The organism is Acuticoccus mangrovi (assembly GCF_016411865.1).
GTDB lineage: Bacteria > Pseudomonadota > Alphaproteobacteria > Rhizobiales > Amorphaceae > Acuticoccus > Acuticoccus mangrovi.
On sequence record NZ_JAEKJA010000001.1, the window covers coordinates 357,875 to 378,936 of the forward strand.

Consider the following 21,062-nt stretch of genomic DNA (forward strand, 5'->3'; position numbering starts at 1 on the left):
CTTTCAGGCGACGAGCGGCACAGAAGCGCCGCGCCGGTCGGGCGTCGACGCCAAGATGTCGGGTGGCAGGCGCGAGAGGTCGACGTCCGGCAGGGCTTCGATCTCAGGGCGGGCGAACAGATAACCCTGGAAGAGATCGATCCCCATCTCGCGCAGGCAGCGCAGCTCGTCGGCCGTCTCGATACCTTCGGCGATCAGCCGGACATTCATCCGCCGAGCCGCGGTGAGCACCGCCTCGACGATCGCCTGCCGCACCGCGTCGCGCTGAATGCCGGTGATGAGGCCACGGTCTATCTTGATGACGTGAGGCACGAACTCGGCGAGGAAGCCGAGGCCGGCGAAGCCGCTGCCGAAGTCGTCGATGGCGGTGGTGAAGCCGAAGGCGGCGTAGTGCCGGGCGATCTGACGCAGCCGGCCGACGTCCTTCACCTTCTCCTGCTCGGTCCACTCGAACATGATGCGGCTCGGCAGGAAGTTGCGCGCCTTCGCCGCGCGCAGCGTCGCCTTGAGGCAGCGCACCGGGTCGAACATGGCGTTGGGGAAGATGTTGATCGACAACAGCGTCCCGTCGTCCCGCATCAGCGGCGCGGCGACCTCGATCGCCTTCAGCCGGGCGCGCTGATCGAACACGTAGCGGTTGGATTCGTCGAGGCGGGACAGGACGGTGTGCGCCGATTCCCCGTGCGTGCCGCGCACCAGAGCCTCGTAGGCGAAGACTCGGCGATTCTGGAGGTCGACGATCGGCTGGAACGCGAACGTGAACTCGAAACCGAGGGCGCGATAGATCTTCTCGCAGCTTTCGCAGTTGGTCACCATGGCACTCAAACGCCCCGTCGTGGGTACAGCCTTCGTTATACGACGGGCGTTCTGCCGAGACAGACATCCAAACGTATGGGCGGCAGCCTCGGGCCAGGAAGTGGGGTGGCGAACGGCGCATATGGGGGCGATTCGGCGACGCCGCGCCGGGGAACGATAGCTGGTTATGGGGAAATGCATCGTCCCCGTTCCCTTTGGCCGGGCAAACGGGCATTCATCGGCGGGAAAGACCGGCAAGGGAGCGACGGCATGACGACGGTGAAGGTGATCGCGGGACCCTATGCGTTCGACGCGGTGCTGGAGGAGGAGAGGGCGCCCAAGACGTGCGCGGCAATCCTCGCGGCGCTCCCGTTCGAGAGCCAGGTGGTGCACGTGCGCTGGAGCGGGGAGGGGGTGTGGGTGCCGCTCGGCGAGCGCGATTTCGGCGTGAGCTACGAGAACCACACGAGCTACCCGGCGCCGGGCCAGATGATCCTCTATCCGGGTGGCATCTCCGAGACGGAGATTCTGCTCGCCTATGGCGGGGTGCATTTTGCGAGCAAGATGGGCCAGCTCGCCGGCAACCACTTCCTGACGCTCACGAGCGGGCTGGAGAATTTGCATGCCCTCGGCACCCGCACGCTGTGGCATGGTGCGCAATCGTTGCGGATCGAGCGCGTTTAAGGCTTGAGGTCACGCCGATCTCCCGCTATGTGGCGGGGGTCGGCAGCGGAGTGTAGCGCAGTCTGGTAGCGCACCTCGTTCGGGACGAGGGGGTCGCAGGTTCGAATCCTGCCACTCCGACCACCGATTTCCTAGCTTTCTCCATCCCAACCTTCTAACCGGCGGACCGTTTCGCGAACCGGTTCACGAAGGATCGGTGGACGGAAGCCGGGTGCAGCGGCGAATGGTGGCCGTACGTCCGCTGCAACGTCTCCATGGTCATGCCCAGGTAGCCGGCCACCTCCGAAGGGTCCGCCCAGGACTGCATCAGCCAGGTCGCGCAGGTATGGCGCAGCACGTGCGGCGTGACGTCCTCGCCCAGCCCGGCAGCCTCACGCGCCCGCTCGAACGCCTTCCTCACCGACTCCACCGGCTTGCCGTTCCATTCGACGACGTGCCGCATCGGCCGTCCCTGTCGCCGAGCTGAGACGACCCAGGAGCGGGTGTGCGCGACCAACGGAGTGGGCCGGCGGATGGTCGGCTTCCGTTTGCTTGTCGGCTTCTCCATCGCGGACGACGACCGTCCATCTCTTCGACGAGCCGGTTGCTGTCGAATGCCTCGTCGGCGATGGGGGCGTGAACGCCAGATCCTCGATCGAGGGCGGCACACCGACCATCGCAAGCCAGGGCGTGTGGGGGTCAGAAGCGGAACCCCACGCGGCCGGAGATGGCCTGATAGATCGAGTCGCCGCCGGCGGAGACGTCGTACTGCGCGCGTAGCTCGAGGCCGCCGCTCGTCACGAGCTCGGCGCCGAGCGTGGCGTCGGCGAGAAGCCGCGCGCCCTCGAACGAGTTGTCGAACGCGGTGGCTCCGACCGGAGCCGCCGCGAAGCGCGCGCGTTGGTTGAACTCGCGATCCGACCAATAGGTGAGGCCGAGGCGGCCATAGGCCCGCAGTTTCGCTCCGTCGAAAACCACCTGCGTGCCCACTTCGACCGCCGGTCTGACCGCGACGTTGACGTCCTGCGTGTCCTCGTAGGCGAGGTTGAAGGCGCCTGCACCGTGTTCGCTGTAGGCTGGAACGCTCGTCCACACCACGTCGAGGTCGGCCATCGGCTTCACGTACATCGGGCCGACGGCACCGTCATAGGAGACCCGCACGCGGCCGGCGAGCGTGTGTGCCACGGCGTCGGACCGCGCGACGCGGCCACCGGTGGTCGTGAAGCGGGCCGTGGTGCGTTCGTGGTTGAGATCGCTGAACATGTAGGTGCCCGCCAGCGCGATTTGGAACACGTCGTCGATGCGCTTCTTGACGACCACGCCGGCGGCATAGTCGTCGGCATGGGATTCGAACCGGCCATCGTCGCTTTCCGCACGCGATTGGCCGTAGCTGACGACGCCGCCGACATACCAGCCGTCGCCGACGAGCTTCTGTCCGCCGACGGCGACGCCGCCGTAGACGGTATCGACACCGGACGTGGCGCTGTCGTCATCGAGCGAGGCGAAGCGGCCGATCGGCTTCAGGTAGACACAGGATTCTTCGGTGAGCCGGCCGGTCGCCGCATTGACGACAGGGCACGAGTTCTGCGTCTCCAGAACCATCTGTGCCTTGTCGGAGGAATGCACCCCGGTCGTCGCGCTGGCGACGTCGCCGCTCATCTCCTTCATCATCGCCACGTAGTCGTCTTCGTCGGTCTCGTTGGCGAGCGCGACAAGTGTGGCACTCAGTCCACCGGAACCCCCGCCGGCGGTGTAGACGGACTGGATATGCTGCGCGACATCCTGGGCGCTCGTGCCGGCGAGGCTCTCGGGTGTGGTGTAGTCGATCGTGGCCCCCACGGTGAACGTGCTTCCAACCTGATTGAGCGAATACTGGGTGGCGAGGGTGTCAACGGGCGATGCGTTCAGCGTGACCGAGCCGAGGTCGGTGGTGAGGAAGGTTGCGGCCTCCTGCGACGGCGTGGGAAGCGACAGAAGCGTCGGCACGACCGTTCCGCCGAAGGAGAGCGTACCGCCCTCGACCCCGCCGTTGGTGACGTCGATCGTGTCGATCATGCCGTTGGCCGGATCCCAGTCGAGGCCGAGCGAGCCGCCGATTTGCGAGAACTCGACCGCTTGGAACTCGGTGGAGCCGATCACGCCCGGGCCGGCGACGTCGATGTGGCCGGTGTTTTGAAAGCTGCCCTCGCCCCAAAAAGGCTGCTTCGACCAGTTGCCCTGCAGCGCCTGAACCGTCGGCGGGACATAATGCAGCGTGTCGTCGTTGGTGCCGACGACGACGATCTCGCCGGGATAGAACGTCCCGGAATTGTCGAAGACGTTGCTGCCGAAGCCGAGATCGATGTTGCCGATCAACGTGCCCCGGTTGGTGAGAGTGACGGAGGCGGGATCGTCGAACGACAGAAGGTGAGCCGCGGCGACGGCGTAGCCGCCCTCGCCGGCAGAGACCGTACCGCCTTCGATGGTGATCGTGTTGGACTGATTGCCGCCGAGGATGGCGATCCCCGCCGCGCTCGATCCTGTGCCGCCGGTCACGGTCCCGTTGGTCGTCACGCTGATCGTACCGTTCGTGACATAGCCCAAGCCGCTGCTCTCGGCGTAGACGGCGACGGAGTGGGCGCCCGTCGCCACGACGTCGCCGACGACGTCGACCGTCACCGCGCCGCCGGAGCCCCAATTCTCGAGGTCGATCTCGGTCGGAATCGCGGCGAGCGACAGGTGCCCGGCATAGCTGCCGATGGAGCCGCCGCCGCCAGCCGTCGACTGCGCGAAGATGCCGTGCGCGCCGTAGCCCGTCGTCTTGATCGACACGGTGGCGTCCGCCGCGGTCGTGACGCTCACGCTCCCCCCCGTGTGCGCCGTTCCGTTCGACACCAGGAAGCTCATCGCATCGGCAAGCTCAGTCCCCAGACCGGCGACGTGACCGCCGCCGCCGGCGACCGTTTGGGCGACGAGCGCGCTGGCGCCGGTGCCTTCGGTGGAGAGCACGGCGCCGTCGTCGAGCGTGATTTCGACGTTGCCGCCGATGCCGCTGTTGCCGTCGCCGCCGGCGCTGAACGTGAGCGGGATGTCGATATAGCCCGAGCCCACCGCGCCAGTGCCACCGCCGCCGCCGACCGACTGACCGAACACGGCGAAAGCGTCGTCGCCCATGGTGGTGATGGTGCCGCCGACCTCGATGTCGACGAGCCCGCCATTGCCGCCGTTGCTGCCATTCCCGCCGAAGGTGAAGTTGAGCCCTTTGCTTTCGTCCTCCGCTTCGCCACCCTCGGCGGTCGCGACCGAGGTCGACAGCCCGGGCGTCTCGTAAAGGGGAGCGCCCGAGACGCTCGCCATGCCGTTGTCGTCGAAGCTCTGCCCGTTGAAGTAGGTGTGGCCGCCGCCACCACCCACCGACTGGGCGAAGATGCCGTGCGAGTGGTTGCCCTGCGTCTTGATGATGCCGGTGTTGGTGACGTCGACCTCGCCGCCGTTCGACGCGTTGCCGGCGTCGCCGCCGACCTCGACCGTGAGCGCGGCCGACAGGAAAATGCCTTCCTCGGACGTGGCGGCACCGCCCGTGCCGCCGCCGCCGCCGACCGACTGCGCCTCGATGCCGGGCGAGAAGTTGCCCGCCGTCGTGATCTCGCCGCTGTTCGTGACGGTAACCTGGCCGCCGTTGTTGCCGGCGCCGCCGCCACCGCCCACGTTGACGGAGCCGGAAAGCTGGCCGAGTTCGGCACTGGCGCCGCCGCCAAATCCGCCACCACCGCCGACCGACTGAGCGAAGATGGCACTCGCCGTGTCACCTTCGGTCCAGATCGTTCCCTCGTTGCTCACCTCGATCGTGCCGCCGATGCCGCCGACACCCCCCGAGCCGCCGACGGAGATATCCAGAGCGACGTTGGGCAGCTCGATCCCCTCCGGCTCTTCGGGCTCCGAGGCCTCGCCCTCCGGCGAAACCGTCGCGGAAGCGGGGCGGACGGCCTTGAGGAATTTTTGGATCGTCGTCGCGTCCTGGTGGAGAGCGTCGGCTTCGTCGAGGATCTCGACGGGCAGGTCGTTGCCCGCGCTCGCCGCCCCGCCGGCGCCGCCGCCACCGCCGATCGACTGTGCTTGGATGCCGAACCCGCCGTGGCCGGAGGTCTTGATGACCGCGCCGGCCTGGTTGTCGACGGTCACGTCACCGCCGGCGCCGCCGCTCCCGCCCGATCCGCCGACCGAGACCGAGAGTTGCGGGCCGTCGGCGTTGGACGAGGCCTGAGCCCCGCCGCCGTAGCCGCCGCCACCGCCGATCGACTGGGCGATGATGCCGGACGAGTTCGGTCCTTCGATGGTGATGGAGCCCGAATTGATGACCTTCACGAGCGCGGACCCCGTCGCCGGTCCGCCGCTGCCGCCCACGGCCACGCCGGCGGCGATGCCGTTGGCCGCCGCAAGCGAGATGCCGGGAATCGAATACGCCGCGCCGAGGCCTCCGGTACCACCGCCGCCGCCGATCGACTGCGCGATGATGCCGTGGGAGAATTGACCAGCGGTCGAGATGGAGCCGTCGTTGGTGACGTGGACCTCGTCGCCGTCGCCGCCACCACCGGCGGAGCCGCCGACGGCGACCGTGAGGCTGCTGCCCACCGAGTTCTCGGTCGCAAGGCTCGCCGCGACCGCCTGCGAGTTGCCGCCGTTGCCGCCGCCACCACCGATCGACTGTGCGTGGATTGCGCTCGCCATCATCCCGGTGGTCGACACCGAGCCATAGTTGGTGACGTAGACCTCGTCGCCGCTGCCGCCACCTTCGCCGGACCCGCCGACCGAAACCGATGCGTTGAGCGAGACGGTTCCCGGCGAGCGGACGAGGCCGACCGTGTACGACGCGGCGTGACCGCCGGTGCCGCCGCCGCCGCCGATCGAGGCGGCATAGATGCCGATCGACTCGTCGTCGGCGGTCGACAGGTCGGCCACGTTGTTGACGTGGACCTCGCCCCCGTCGCCGCCCGCGCCGCCGGATCCGCCGATGGAGATCGCGGCGCCGAACTGGGCTCCGCCGGACGCCAGCGTGATCGGAGCCGCGAATGCGGTGGCGACGGCGCCACCCCCGTCGCCACCGCCACCACCGACGGACATCGCCTTGATGCCATACGCCCCGACGGACGAGGTGGAGATGATCGCGCCGTCGACGGCCGCGGTGGCGTCGGGGTTCACCTCCACCGTGCCGGCGTTACCGCCCGAGCCGCCGGAGCCGCCGACCGCGACCGAGACGAACGGCGCGACCGAGAACGCGCCACCGCCCGCGCCGCCGCCGCCGCCGATCGAGCTCGCGACGACGGCGTGCGCGTTCGAGCCCGTCGTCTTGACGGTGCCGGTCGTTTCGATCGTGACGCTACCGCCGTCGCCGCCGGAGCCGCCCGAGCCGCCGATGCCGAACGCTCCGTTGCCGCCGCCGCCCGTTCCGCCGCCGAGATATTCGGACGGAATGGCGGAGCCGAGGACCAGTCCGCCACCACCGCCGATGCTGAGGCCGTAGAGGCCAAAGGCGCCGTCGCCGCTCGTCGTCACGGTGCCGGGGTTCGTGATGGTCACGGTTCCGCCACCACCGGCGCCACCGCCGTCACCGCCGACGCCGAAGAGGCTCGTCGACGGACCGCCGTTGCCGCCGGCGCCACCGATCGATTGGGCGAAGACGCCCATTGCGCCGTCGCCGCTGGTGCCAACCGTGGTTTCCGCGTTCAGCGTGACCGTCGCCGTGTCCGCGTCGGCGCCCGCGCCGCCCGCATCGCCGGCACCGTAGATCAGCGAGAAGTTCTCTGCGTTGCCCGATCCGCCGGTTCCGGAGATCGATTGGACGGCGAGGCCGTGCGAGCCGGTGCCGCTCGTCGTGACGTCGAGTGTCCCGCCACTGACGATCAGGGTGGAGGCGCCGCCGGCCCCGGCTGCGCCCGCGTCGCCCCCGCCGCCGCCCGCGCCTGCCGCGCCGCCGCTGCCGCCGACGCTCTCCACGAGTGCACCGGGGTTGTAGGAACCCGCTGCCGTAATCGAGTTCGTGCCGCTGGTGAAGACGAGGGTCGCCGGGCCGCCGGCACCTCCCGCACCCCCGTTCGCGCTGTCGTGGGGATCGCCGGATTGCCCGCCCAAGCTGCCGTTCCCGCCGAGCGAGCTGACCTCGATACCGGGGCTGCCCGTGTTCTGCCCGTCGGTGTCCGGCTCCGTGTCGATGGTCGCGCCGTTGATCTCGAGGTACGCATCCGCCCCGGCGCCGCCATCGTTTCCGTTGGCACCCTTGAGGGCGAAGTCGCCCTCGGCGTAGCCTCCGTCACCGCCGACGCTGCGGACCTGGATCGTCGCGAGAGAGCTGCTCGCATGGAGGATCGAGGCGGGGTCGGAGCTCCCTTGTGCGGGGTCGATCGTCACCGCCACGGATCCGCCTGCACCGCCCGCACCGGCGGTGTGCCGACCGAGAACCGCAGAGCCTGCGGATCCGCCATTTCCCCCGACCGAAGCGGCATAGATTGCAGAATAGCCAATAGAGTCGAAGAAGTCGCCCTGCGTGGCTACGGTAACGCTGCTGCCATCGCCGCCGTTGCCACCGCTGTGATCGCTCCCGTTACCACCATCACCGCCGGTCGATGTGATGGAAACCGTTGTCACGGTAGCACTTCCGCTTGCGATCACGTCGATCGGTGCAGGTGTTCCACCCCCACCCGCGTCCGAGAAGACACCGTCGTCTTTGCCGTTTGATCCAGTTGCCGCGATCGGGCCGGTATAGGCGGACTGTCCATGCGCCAATGTGGAAAGTGTCGGGACAGTTGCGACGAGTGCTATGGCGCTCACACCGAACTTCAGAATTCGTACGCTCGCAGAGTGCCTTTTCCGCACCATAACCTTCCCCGACCTGACTGCGAGGATGTTGGTCCCACGGAACTTGGAGCTTCAATGCAATTCCCGACGGCAAGCGGGGCGCTCGGACCGTCGCCGGTCGTACTGTTGCCTAAATGTTTCAGTTAATTTAGCTTCGTAACGATCGATCGGATACCATGGACATAGTTCGATCCTGACCGGCGGAACGCGATGCCTTCGAGCCTGTCTACCGCGAGGTGAGACGTAGTCCGCAGCCTCTCCAATCTCGAACTGGCGATGCTCTCGGGAACGAGATTGCTTCGCGGTGGTCAATGCCAGAAATCGAGTGGGTGGAGGTAGGCACAGGGGCAGTGCAGGGAGACACGTTCTCAATCCAGCGCTGACATGTGGTCCACCCCGCGAAGGTCATCGGAACGCGGGAACGACGTCGCTCGCTGTGGGGCGACGCCTCGACCGAAACCAGATCCTCAAAATCTGGCAAAAGCCTTCAGCAGGAACTTGCGGCCTTCCCCATAGCCGCAGGTGTAGATGCCCTGACAGCCGGAGACATACTCTTCATCGAAGAGGTTGGTCACGTTGAGAGACACGCCATAGTTGTCCCGCTCGTAGGCGAGGCGGGCATCGAAGATGAACGCGTCGGGCACCTTCAATGTGTTCTCGTTGTCGGCATAGGATTCGCCCTGGTAACGCACGCCGCCGCCGATCTCGACACCCGCGAACCGTCCTGTCGGCACGGTGTAGTTCATCCAGAGTGAAGCGAGCACGTTCGGGATTAGGTACGGCTGATTGCCGATGATCGCCTCGTTGGCGTCATCCACGATGGTGAGGTCGTAGGCGGTGAAGGCGCCCTTCACGTCGAGCTGGTTCCACAGCCTCAGAGTCGCTTCGAGCTCGATCCCCTTCGAATTGATCTCTCCCACCGTTTGCGGAATGTAGAGGGGCGCGACGGACTGCAGGGTGTTGCGGCGCGTCAGATCGAACAGGGACACGGTGAACAGCCCGTCGATGACCCCGGGCTTGAGCTGGGGGCGATACTTGAAGCCGACTTCGTACTGTTCGCCGGTTTGCGAGTTTACCGGATCGCCGTTCGCATCCGTGCCGATCTGCGGAGCGAAGAAGTGCGAGGCGGAGACGTACGGCACCAGGCCGAAGTCGAACTCGTAACCCAGGCCGATCCGGCCGGACAGTGCCGATTCGAACCCCGAGTAGTCCGCATTAGAGGCGGAGCGGTCGTTGCGGTCGATCCAGACATTGTCGACGCGCCCATTCGCGGTGAGGATGAAGCCGTTCCCGAACCGCGCCTGGTCCTGAGCGTAGAATCCCAGCTGGTGCAGATCGATGACGTCATCGAGATAGGGGTCGTAGAGGGCGGGGAGCGCGTTGGTGTAGATCGGATTGATTGGATCGAGCGGATCGGCGGGACCGGTCGCCTGCACCTGATCGATGTGGAAGTAGCGGTAGTCGACCCCCAGCAGGAGTTCGTGCTGGACGAGCGGAGTGGTCTCGCCGCGCAGGACGATCTGGTTGTCGCTGTTGAACAACTGCGCGTCGGTGTCGTGCTTGAAGTTGAGCCGATAGAGCGTGTTGTCCGTGGTGTCGTAGTCGTAGGGGTAAGGTCCGTACTCCTCGCGATGGATCGCGGTGTATCGCGTGTTGGAGCGCACGGTGACGTTCTCGTTGACGTCGTGCTCCACGTCGGCGCCCACGGCGGCCTGCCAGGCGCGGATGTAATCCTCTTCCGGCTCGGAGTAGAAGAGGTCGCGCGGGATCCTTCCGTAGGGTGCGTCGACAACTGAGCCGACATAGGGCCAGAAGCCGCCGGTGTGCTGGTTGTCGTCGTATTGGAAGGAGCCATAGAACTCGGCGCGCGTCGTGCCGTTGTCGAAGGTGAGGTTCGGGTTGATGAGACCGCGGAACTCGTCCGCATATTCGGTCTGCGTCGCGCCGCCCTTCAGCTTGCCGAGGACACGGTAACTCCACGGACTGTCAGCGTTGAACCGATCACCCAAGTCGAAGGCCCCGTAGCCATTCGGCTCATCGGTGATGCCGAATTCGACATATCGGCGTCGCTTGCCGTCCGCCCGCTTGCTGATGATGTTGACGATGCCGCCGGCGTTCGAGCCGCCGTACAGCACCGACGCGGCTCCCTTCAGGACCTCGATGCGCTCGGTGATCCACGGATCGATCACGTAGCCGGCGAAGGCATATTGAAAGAGCTGCAGGCTGTCGAGAAAGATACCGGTCTGGCTGGCGTCGAACCCGCGGATGTAGATCCAGTCAGTATCCCCGTCGGGCCCGAAGGGCTGTGCGTAAACGCCCGCCGTATAGCGAAGGGCTTCGTCGATCTTCTGGGCGCCGAGATCCTCGATCTCGCGCTCGCCGACGACGGAGACCGACTGCGGCACCGCGAGGATATCGGTGGCGGTCTTGGAGCCGGCGGTGGTCTCGGTGGGCACGTAGCCGACGGGCGGAGCCGGATCGGCGATACCGCCGGGCGTCGTTCCAGCATCGTCGGAGTTGCCCTCAACAACGATCTGTTCGAGTTGAATCACTTGCGCATACGACGGCGAATGTCCTGCGGTGAGGCAAACCGCGGCCGCACTTGCCGACACAAGTATGGAGATCTTACTACAAGGCATCGCATGTCATCCAACCGTTCTACAGTTGTGACTATGCACACCAATACTCGCCTTCACGAGTCTAAATTTACCTTCATGCAAAATCTCGAGCAGTCAGCGTGTCTGTTCAGCAACATTTTTTCATTTTGCGTATTCTATACATTTGGCGAAGGGATGCTGTCTTTTAAAATTCTATGAGACAATCGAACGCCTCTAAATATAAGCAAAGGTAGCGATCCGATCCTTTTCACTGTGACGGAGAGGGCGTGGCGCGGGGAGGGCCCAGCATCTCCGATGACGAGGATCGGCTGACACGCTGCGTAACCTTGGCGACCCCGCTCGGCGCGCGCGCGAGGGTCTTCGATTTCGATGGGCTCCAGCCTGTGGCGGCGCCAGCGCAGGAGCAACAAGCCGCCGGCGCGTTCCCACTCCGCCCGCCAACTCATCGACTTCTCGAAGGTCGAGGTTCGCTCCTGCGACCGGCGTGCCGGAAGGATCGGGGCCCAGGGAGGCTAAGGGGAGGCGGGGCAGGGCGGCATGCGGCGCAGCCCTGCGGAGAGCGGCCATGCAGGCCGGTGTGGATGACGATGGGATCGAGACGGCAGTGGGCGAACCGCCACGTTTTGCCTCTGGTGTATCGGGGCGCGGGGTTGTGCCGCCTCGCGAATTATTGGGAGAACGCGGCGTCGGGAAAGTCGTGCCAGCGCTTGATCTTCCAGCCGTCGGGTCCCTTCACCAGCCAGCCTTCGTAGTTGAGGCTCGACACGGCGCTGAACGTATGCGCATCCGCCGTGCTCGCTAGAAGGCCGACGACGCTGACGTGGGCCGTGTCGGCGGTTTGGTCGAGGAAGAGGATGTTTGCCATCAGATGCCGACGCTGCTCGCCGGATGAGCGGAACGCGTTCATCCGCTTCGTCCAGAACGACCGGAAGCCGTCGCCGGTGAACGACAGCGCCGGCTCGCCCGGCTCACCGGCAACGAACTCGGCGTCCGCCGTGAAGAGGGAGAGCCAGGCGGCGGCCTCGAAGTTGTCGTAGGCGAACGAATAGGCAGAGATCAGATTGGTGATCGCGGCGCGATCGGTGACGTCGAAATCCGTCGAGCCGGGATTGCCCGTCGGCGCGTAGGTGTGAAGCGCGGCGACGCCGCTCGCAAAGCTTGCGCCCTCCGGCGGCGAGGTCTGAGCGAGGACCGGCGCGGCGGGCCAAAGGAGAAGCTGGGCGGCTAGGGCCCGTACGACGATCTGCGTCATGTGTCCTTCATTCGTTTGATCACCGAAACCTGGTGGACGGACCAGCGCGCGGAGAGCGCCGGTCCGTCCGTGCCGTTGCCCGGGGCATCACCGTGCGCCCCCGATCTGACTATTGCGCAGGTTGGCTGGCGTGTCCGGCCTTGGCGATCGCCGGAGGCGCCCACTTTCCGAGGATCGCATCCGGACGCGGTGCGTAAAGGCGCATCGTGACGTTGAACGGCCCGTCGGGAACGGGGAGCCAGTTCGCCTCTTTGTCCGCTCCGGGGCTTTCGGACTGGAAATAGAGGTCGAGCGAGCCGTCCGAACCGTGCTCGAGCGGCATCCAGCTCGAAAGGGCAAATCGGTTCAGGCTGTTGGCGATCTGGTAGCCGTCATTGTCGTAGACGGTCACGGACCAGAAGGCGTCGACCGGCGGGATCTCCGACGCTTCGAAGTGCAGGACGTAGTCGTTCTTGCCGTCGAACGGCTGGCCGTCGCCATCGACGAGCGCGATCGGGTAGATGGCGTCCTGCGGGACGTTGGCGCCGAGGCCGACGTCCGTCAGGATCGCGCGCTTCAGATAGTAGTTGCCGTAGACACCCACGGTGTCGATGTCCATCGACCAGCCGTTGGTCGTCGGCGCAATCTGGGGGGTCTTCCAGTCCATCAGCGAGAGCGCGGTCTTCGGCGCGGCCTCGATCGCGGCCTTGACGACCGGATCGGCGGTGTCGACGTCGAAGCTCTGACCCGGCACGATCCCGAGGCGGGCCATGCGGGCGACGATCGGTTGGTCGGTCAGGTGGGGCGGCTCCACCTCCAAGAGTTTCGCGGCGTAGGTGAAATAGTCCTTGCCGGCCATCTGGCGGATCTGCAGCTTCGGCGGCATCGAGATGTCGACCGTGGGATCCGGCGTGAACTTCGGCTCGCTCACGGTCTGCCCCCATTTCGACAGCGGGGTCACCTTGTAGCCATCCTGGATCGCATGAACGGCGGCATAGTCGGACGGACCGTCGGTCTTGGTGCGGCCGATGATCCAAACGCGATAGGTCGGGGCGTCGATCCGCGCCGTTCCCTCCGGCAGCCCCAGGGTCTTGGCGAAGTCGCTGCCGAGGTCCGGCCGCCACTTCGGCGGGGCGATGAGGAAGTTCGCCGCCTTCGTCCCCGTGGTCCGCCATCCCGGGGAGGCGAAGACGTCGGTCCACATATCCAGCATCGGCAAAAGGTAGTAGCGGCCGTTGGTGTCGGGCACCGACACGATCATCGGCTCTTCGCTGAGGTCGAGAAATGTCGAGGAATAGAGCGTGTCGAAGTTTGGCCGCACCACCGATTTTTCGTTCGCGGTCGGGTAGGCGCGGACGTTGGTGAACCAGTTCTCGCTGCCGCCGAAGGCGTTCGCGCCCGGCGGAATGCTCGTGAGCTGCCGGCGCGTCAAATCCATGGTCACGATCGGATAGAAATAGAGATAAGCTTCCACTGCGATCGCATCGGCTTCGCTTTGGGAAATGCCCTGCGCGGACGCGGGCGAAGCCTGCAGCAACGTCGATGCGGCGAACACGGCGGCTATCAAGACACACTTCAGTTTCATTAGTTATTTATTCTCCCCAACTCGTGCCACACGATCGGTGGCTGGATCGTCAACTGCGCTCGGCTTTTGCGTTACATTCAACGTCGCTCTCTCGCGCGACCGCCATCGCAGTTGAACCGTCAATCGGCGCGACAATGAACCTTGGCCCGAGGAGGCGCAACGGCATTCCCACCGGCGGAGTCTGGATCGGCCGCGTCCTAGACGGTCGGTCTAGGCCCGCTCCTTGGCCGGGCATGCGCGAGACCCTGAAAAAGACACGTCAATTCGCTGGCGCCGGATGATGGAGTGCTCCCCTCGGAACCGGGCTGCAAACTCATTCGGGGTGAGGCCGCCGATGCAAGGAGGCCGGCGTATGACGATCCTTGGGATCGGCCGGCGACGCCTTCGACAATGCGATGTGCGAGAGCTTCTTCGGCTCGTTCACGGCAACACCGAGCGGACCCGCCTCGGTTCCCGCAATCAAGGTCGCCCGGCCTCACACAGGAGGGGCTTCGTCCGGTCTGTATCGCTCCGTGACGCCCGGCGTAAACGACGGTGCCAAGGAGACATAGCGCTTGCCAAATCGGCTCTCACCGATTTCGGATGTGGCTTTGACCGACGACTGAAACCGAGCCCAGGTGCGAACTTGGCGGTGAATCTCGAACGTCGGATGGCAGAGATGCCCGGTATCGACGAGGTCGTGATACTGCGCGAACTTGGAGTGGGCCCAGAAATCCTCGTTAAGTTCTGGATCGGGGTTTTTCCCATCACAACCGAGAAGGTAAATCGTGTCGTGAAACGTCGCGGCGACGGGTAACATCATGATGTTCAGCACGCTATCCAATCCGGGAAGCCACCACTCCTGATCGAGTGCGAAGTTCGGCAGTGCCGGCCCTTGATTGCATAGGATTATTTGGTCACGTAATTTAGGGTATTGTAAAGCTAGTAAGATTCCGAAAGGAGCTGTTGTCAGAAAATACGCCTCGCTCGATCTCATATAACTGAACAGATCATTGCGAAAACGCTCTGCATAACTCGATACACCAAAATGACTGACCACATCGCCGGCCGAAACTAAGTCGGGATTGATATGACCGAGAAGCTCTTGGCTCTGAACAGTGGAGTTGCAGACGTGAGTAAAGCAGCTTGAGAAATCAAAATTAAAGGCAGTATCGATCGACGGGCCTGTTCCGAAGACGCACGCTGACTTATAGTTTTTCTCACTTACTTGTTTTCCGAATTCGCGAAAGCGACGTCGACCCTTGTGCAATTCCGCGTTACGCTGATCTGCCGAATGCAAGGTCCACATCAGGCGGCAGTAATTTCCGTACTCTGCGGTGTCGACATCATCCGTGGTTACGTTCACCACGGGGATCTTAGCGTTGCGAAAAATCTCGAGCGCCGAATCGGGGACCCGTGTCCACACCAGGACGAGTTTGGCTCTGCTGAGCGCTTCGGCATAGGCATTCCCAGCGCTCACCAATCGAATGTGAGGAACCGGTTGGCGAGACGCACACATATGGTCCGGCCGTCGCGCCATGCTGATGTCATTCGATGTCCCAAAAATGACATCGTCCAAGACACCAGGCGTATAGGGAAGATACCAACACGCGCGATGGTAGTGATTGTTCAGGTCTTCCTGTGTGGAGAACGGCGGATAGTACACGACCGAGTGCTGGGTGACGTGGACGGGGTCCATTGCCGATACTTGCGTCATATTCGGCAGAAATTCCTACTTGCTGGGATTGCGTTTGACGATCGCGGCGAGACACGCCAGCGACAGGGCTGGACCCTCCGGTTCCTCCTTGGGAGGCACGCGCACAGGGGCCACCAACTTGACGGTTCGCTGGGGAGGGCCCGGTTGAAGAACGGCCCCAAAGCTCAGCACATGCGGAGCGTCGACACGAATCCCGAATTGATATGGCCGGGCTTGGCCATCGAAATACACTCTGAGACCAGGTAGAACAGTGGGATTTGCCACGTCGGCGATCAAAATCTGAACGTGAACAGAGGCGGCATCTCCACATATGACTTCGAAAGACGCAGATTCGTCAGAGCCCATCCAACGAAACTCTGCAAATTCCTTCTCGGACGCCTGCTCCGGGGGATACCAACCCTCGCCTTCGAAGGCGGAGTCAAACACCACGAGATCGAGATGCTCGTCGCCGGAAACGTCCAATGCACTGCTGCGCCATGTCCGAGCGTGATCGGAGCGACGCTGCACGATGAGCTGACTGGCCAACGGGCGCCATTCTTCGCCAGTTTGAAATTCGAGCGAGAGCGCCGCAGGGTCGAACTCGTTGAGTTCGGTTGGGTTCAACGAACTGATGGTGGACTTCAGAAGCGTGCTCTCGATGGCGATGTCCGCTCGGTCGCCGGATAGCGGCGCTCTTTGGAGGCTTTTCAGCGCCTTGTCGAAGGCGCCATCGGCAGCGAGGACCCGCGCCTGCAAAATGTAGGCGGTCTTTTCGAAAGGAAACAGTTGAGCCAGCTGCCGTGCGCGCGCGACCACCTTCGAAGGACGCCTGAGACGAATGCCCAGTTCCACCGTTCGAAAGAGCGGCCAGCCGCGTTCCGGCGCGATGCGCGCGACGCGAACGATGTAGGAAAAGGCCACCTCGAGCTGATCGGATGCGAGCGCCTGCCAGTATGCCGACATCGCCGACTGGAGGCTTTGCCGACCGGCAAAGCCTCCCTCCTCGAATACTTTTCGGTCCTCTCGCTCCTGAAGATCGAAAATGTCCAAGAGGTCGATCGGCGCAAATGCGGTCCGATTCGCCGACTTCGACAGACCGAGGTTGGCATCCAACTCCTTGTAGCAATTCGAGGCGATCAGCGGGACGGCGTCGCCCAGGGCGGAGTCGTGCGTTTGTAGCCAGTACTGACGATCACGCAAAGCCAAACACTGCGCGACGGCGCGTGCCCGCTCTTCGACACTTGCCTGCGCGCTGATCGCGACCAGCGGTAGCCCAAGCGCCTTGAAATGATCTCTGAGTTGGATGGAATCGATGTCTTCGGAACAAAAATCGACGATGACGGAACACGTCGACAAACGAGTCCACGCTTCGAATTCTGTTTTGGCCATCGTTACTTTTAGGCCATACGGAATTTTTATCGTGGGATCCTCAGCGAGGCCACCCGCCAAACAAAATTCTAAATCATCACCGACACCACGCAATGCTTCCGCATACTGCCAGATATAACTGTACAGGGACGAATGCCTGACTTCGGATCCGGCGAGAATTCCTATACGATTCCAATTCCGATTGGCGGCATTGACGTTTGCCATCACCCCATATCGGTAATAGTCGGGAGGAACTTGGATCGTTGTGGCCAATGTCGGCGAGATGACCTCACACTCAATCCCTGCACCGGTCAGGCCCCTGCTCGGTGCCCGGAATTGAAAGACGTCGACACTGTCCTCGCTCAAGTGCTCTCGGACGGATTCGGCATTCCAGGTCTGATCGATAAAGACGTGATTATAACTATATAGACGAAGTGCGTTGAGGATCGGTTCGCTTGGAATAGTCTGATCTTCAGAAGCAGTAAGAGTCAGGAGACGAACGCTCGTCGGCATCCATCGTGAATTGCCGACATGGGCTTCGGTGCTAATAATATCAACGCCGATCCCGAGGCTGCAGACATGATGGATGGCAGCGATGATCGCGATCTCGCAGATGCTGGTCGGTCGCGACGCATCAAAGCCAATGAGGAACAGGATTCGCGATCCGAGCGCTCGTCCGGCCAAATTGACGCCGGTGCTGTGCTGGTTTGGATCGGCCTTCAGCGAGGTTCGCTGAGAGTGGTCCAGCTCGTAGTCGAAGGCGCTCGCGATGGCGCGCCGAACTTCGGCCATGTCGCCAAACCCCGCCCATCGACTGGGGCGAGCGTGCAGCCTGTCGAGGATCTGTGCGAGGCGGCGTGCGTACGCGGTGAAGCTGGCCGCGTCGGCAATTCTCATGGCCGGCTCTGGCAAGCTGTCGGCAGGCGCCCCTATGGCTTGCTCCGCAAGCGCCATATCGAGCGCCGGCCCCAATGGTTCTCTACCGTCCGGCGAGACCAGCTTGTACCAGTCGTCGCCGGTCTCCCGCAGCACGGCCAGATCATAGGCGACCACCGCGGTGCCGCAGGCGGCAGCCTCAATCGGCGGATAGCCGTAGCCTTCGAAGCGAGACGGGAAAACCAACGCCGCGGCGCGGCAGTATTGGGCAAACTTCTCGCGGTCGGAAACGGTGGTCAGATATTCGACGTTGGCTCCAACGCCCGCGGCCTTGCCTTCGAGCTCGGCCTTCATCTCGTCGCTCAGCGGATCGCCGCCGAGCAATACCGCAAGAGTGTAACCCTCAAGGGCCGGCGTGATGAGTTTGAGGACCGGATCGAGTGACTTGTGCTCGCCATACTTGGCACGGGCGGACAGCAGAAGGATTCGCTTTTCCTTGATCAGGTCGTGACGGACCCGCTCGAGGGCCAGGCTGTTGATCGCCGCCCACGCGTAGTCGTGGCTGATCTCAGGATGCGAGGGATACCAGTCGCGGGCATAGTGGAGGCCCGTTTGTGTCGTGGACAGCACCAAGGAGCAAAGCTCCGCCGTGCTTCGCCAATGACGCCACAGTTCAGGATCGCGATTGACCGGTGAGAGAGAATTGAACCAGTTCGGACTTTCGAAGTTGACCAGGACCGTATGAGCGTCGCGTGTGGCGGCAAAGCTCAGGGCCAAGCGATACATCCGATCATCGCGGTCCATGCCGGGAACAATGAAGACGGTGTCCCCATGCATGTCGGGGAGGTCGGAACGGAAATCCCGGGTCAACCAGATCTGAACGCGCCGATGGCTCGTGTACTCGAAAAAGTCACGCCAGAAGATCGGGACGTGGTTGGTGACGAGCACCACCTCGTCACCATTGGCCGCCATGGCCTCGCACAGAGTGAGTGCATGGTAGCGGCCGCCCGAATATCCCTTTGGCGGCATTTTCGAAAAGACGAAACGGCGCCGCATGGCCGCCAATTCGGAACCGTGACGCGGTGCGCCAAACGTGTCCGGACGGAAAGCCGCCGACAGGCGAGCGACAATGGAAGCGACGTCCGCTGCGCGTGTCGGATTCGGCGCGCCAAAGATCTCGACGCTGGCTCCAGGCTCGACGGGGGTTGGCTCGGCCTCCGTCGTGGGCAGTTCCTGCCGCAGGAAGCGGTTGAGCTCCGAGCGTGACGTCAGCGTGCGGAACCGCTGGTCCTCGAAAAGAGACAGCAGCGGCTCAGAAAACATCGACGGATTGAAATGGATAACTGGGGTGTTGGCCGTCAGCGCAAGTCCGATCGCCCGGGACGCTGGAGTAATGACCAAGCTTGCCGACTGCAACGCCTCCAAGTAGGCATCCGGTTCGAGAGAGGTGACTTCGACCCCTGCCGTCTCCGCCGGGAATGTGTAGTGCGGTGGGACGATCAGTCGAAACTGTCGGTTACCGAGACAGCGCATGACCTCGGCCAGCCAGTGCTCGAGATGCTCGGTGCTGCGTCGGGAGGGGTCGATCTCGGAGAAGTCGAGATGGACGACGATGCCGTGCCGCTGCTCCGGGTCATCGACCGGGACGTCGCCACCAAGCACGGCAAAGCGCTTCGGCGTATGCTCCGACAGCGATGCTGGACCGTTATAGAGGACGAGGTGACACTCATCCAGGCGGTTGCGCATGAACTCCGCTGCAACCAAAGGACTTGACGAGTCCCGTCGGAAGGGGGTCGACGATCCCGACACAAGTCCAACCAAAGGGCGGTTGACGCTGGCGGCAAACTCGCGCGCCATCTCATAGCCCGGGTCAAACGAAATACACGCAATGACAGCCGACGCAGGGCGTGTATATTTCTTTTGAGCGAACGTCGCGAGGTTGAATAGATTTCTAGGCTTTAAACTTGAGCATAGTGACCTAAATTCTTTGGGTGCGACAATTTCAAAATTTGGAGTCGCTGCAATTAAAGGTTTGAGTTCATAGTAGTCGTATATATTTCCAATGAAAAATATAGGATAATATTCGCCCCCGTCGCTGAGTTCTTCAGTCGAAAGTGCCGTATACGCCTGCACGGAAAAGAAATAAGACTCCAGCTTGGCGCTGATCGTCTCAACCGCTGTGTTGTCACAAGCAATGCAAGTGGGCACTCCGTCATTCAAAACGGAGGTCGTCACCAGCACCTGGCTTTTCAAGTGTTCTTTGTCGTGAGCAGTCATGTCAGAAGGGGAGGCGACTATCGTCTCTTCGAAGTCGTCTACTTGTGTTTCTTGTGGAATGTCCGAGTCTCGCACACTTTGCTTATTGAGTGTGTTCAATCGTACTCCCCCTAGATTGGCCGAGTTCTAGCTGCTGATTGTGGCTGGTCCAACAGCATTTGAAAAGGGCGGACTCGGAGGGTTTCATGCACGATGCGTGCCGAGAAATGGATACGCCTCCCTTCGAGTGCAGAGCGCCAACAGAAGCAGGAAGAAATGTGCGAACACCACCGAACATGACCGAATAGACGGGGACAGACTCGGCGAGCGTGGTTGGTCGGTCCAGTGATCGGACGTGACGCGAGATCATGGAAAGACATGGCATCGTGGTGTCGCCATTGCGTCGTTCGTCGCCAATAGTGAGATGGGATGGGTCAAGTTTCGATCCGTTCCCAATAGAGACAGTGACGTCCGTCAAGCACAGGAGCGCCCACAGATCGCCTGAGGCCAACATCACGCGGCTTGGCTGCGGTGCTGCGAATGAGACCGATCTCCTCTGTGTCGACTTCTGGTGCGTCGATTTCTGGTTAGGCGGTGATCATCGGGTCGCAGCGTGAGAGCTGCGGTTGCTGGTCCGCTCAAGCGCGACGATGGCGAGCAAACGGGTGATCGGCACCTCGCCCGAGGGAACCCGTGCAACATCTGCTCGGGGATTGGTCTCCTTGTATAGGACTCCGATCGGCGCGATGTCGAGGGACTCGGCGCGATGCTGACCTTTACAAACATATAGGACATTATGCCTGCCGCCGTCCAACGGAACCGCGAGTGCCGAAGGGGTCTCGGCCGGATCATCGAAGGCACGGTCGCCCGCCGGCTCGGAAGCGGCGCAACAGCTCCCCACGGCATGCGCGACTTGCTGTTATGGGCGCGCATCTGCGGCGTGCGCTCAGGATCGCAGCTCTCGACCATCCGCCTTGTCTGCGCTGCGAGGTTGCGACGACCACGGTCGAATCCGTGCGCCAGCCCTGTGCTCGCTCGCGTTCCGGAAGTCGAGCTGCTGACGGTCAGAGCGTCGAAGCGCGGAGGGGCGGGGTGGCGAAACGTGCCCCTATGGCCGTCGTCGATGATGCAGAACTTGAGCATGGCCCGCTTCATCCTGTCCCA

At 63.3% G+C, this 21,062-nt stretch carries 9 protein-coding genes and 1 tRNA gene; 2 read left to right on the forward strand and 8 right to left on the reverse strand.

Going from position 1 to position 21,062, the window contains the following annotated elements; genetic code table 11:
• Positions 1–3: 3 nt before the first annotated feature.
• Positions 4–816 (reverse strand): EAL domain-containing protein, encoded by an 813-nt coding sequence (locus JCR33_RS01675; RefSeq protein WP_198880549.1) that lies wholly within the window; start codon positions 814–816, stop codon positions 4–6.
• Between the two features lie 249 nt (positions 817–1,065).
• Here JCR33_RS01675 and JCR33_RS01680 point away from each other — a divergent pair, with 249 nt between their 5' ends.
• Positions 1,066–1,479 carry a DUF3830 family protein gene (locus tag JCR33_RS01680; RefSeq protein ID WP_198880264.1) on the forward strand — a complete coding sequence of 138 codons (414 nt, stop codon included), beginning with the start codon at positions 1,066–1,068 and terminating at the stop codon, positions 1,477–1,479.
• A gap of 46 nt (positions 1,480–1,525) precedes the next feature.
• Positions 1,526–1,602, forward strand: a tRNA-Pro gene (locus JCR33_RS01685).
• A 31-nt stretch (positions 1,603–1,633) separates the two neighbouring features.
• Here the strand turns inward: JCR33_RS01685 and JCR33_RS01690 are convergent.
• The 7 genes from JCR33_RS01690 to JCR33_RS01720 form a co-directional block, all read right to left on the reverse strand.
• Positions 1,634–1,921 carry a tyrosine-type recombinase/integrase gene (locus tag JCR33_RS01690; RefSeq protein WP_198880265.1) on the reverse strand — a complete coding sequence of 96 codons (288 nt, stop codon included), beginning with the start codon at positions 1,919–1,921 and terminating at the stop codon, positions 1,634–1,636.
• Between the two features lie 236 nt (positions 1,922–2,157).
• Positions 2,158–7,842, reverse strand: a complete 5,685-nt coding sequence (locus tag JCR33_RS01695) for an autotransporter outer membrane beta-barrel domain-containing protein (RefSeq protein ID WP_198880266.1) — start codon at positions 7,840–7,842, stop codon at positions 2,158–2,160.
• A gap of 914 nt (positions 7,843–8,756) precedes the next feature.
• On the reverse strand, positions 8,757–10,841 hold the full coding sequence (locus JCR33_RS01700) for a TonB-dependent siderophore receptor (RefSeq protein ID WP_198880267.1): 2,085 nt from the start codon (positions 10,839–10,841) through the stop codon (positions 8,757–8,759).
• A 733-nt stretch (positions 10,842–11,574) separates the two neighbouring features.
• Positions 11,575–12,159 carry a nuclear transport factor 2 family protein gene (locus tag JCR33_RS01705; protein WP_198880268.1) on the reverse strand — a complete coding sequence of 195 codons (585 nt, stop codon included), beginning with the start codon at positions 12,157–12,159 and terminating at the stop codon, positions 11,575–11,577.
• 109 nt (positions 12,160–12,268) lie between these two features.
• A complete protein-coding gene (locus tag JCR33_RS01710) occupies positions 12,269–13,612 on the reverse strand; it encodes a DUF1254 domain-containing protein (protein ID WP_332461094.1) in 1,344 nt (447 codons plus the stop codon).
• A 586-nt stretch (positions 13,613–14,198) separates the two neighbouring features.
• Positions 14,199–15,419, reverse strand: coding sequence for a hypothetical protein (locus tag JCR33_RS01715; protein ID WP_211109997.1), 1,221 nt, complete (start codon positions 15,417–15,419; stop codon positions 14,199–14,201).
• Positions 15,420–15,434: 15 nt separating this feature from the next.
• On the reverse strand, positions 15,435–20,018 hold the full coding sequence (locus tag JCR33_RS01720) for a glycosyltransferase family 4 protein (RefSeq protein WP_232372059.1): 4,584 nt from the start codon (positions 20,016–20,018) through the stop codon (positions 15,435–15,437).
• Between the last annotated feature and the right edge of the window lie 1,044 nt (positions 20,019–21,062).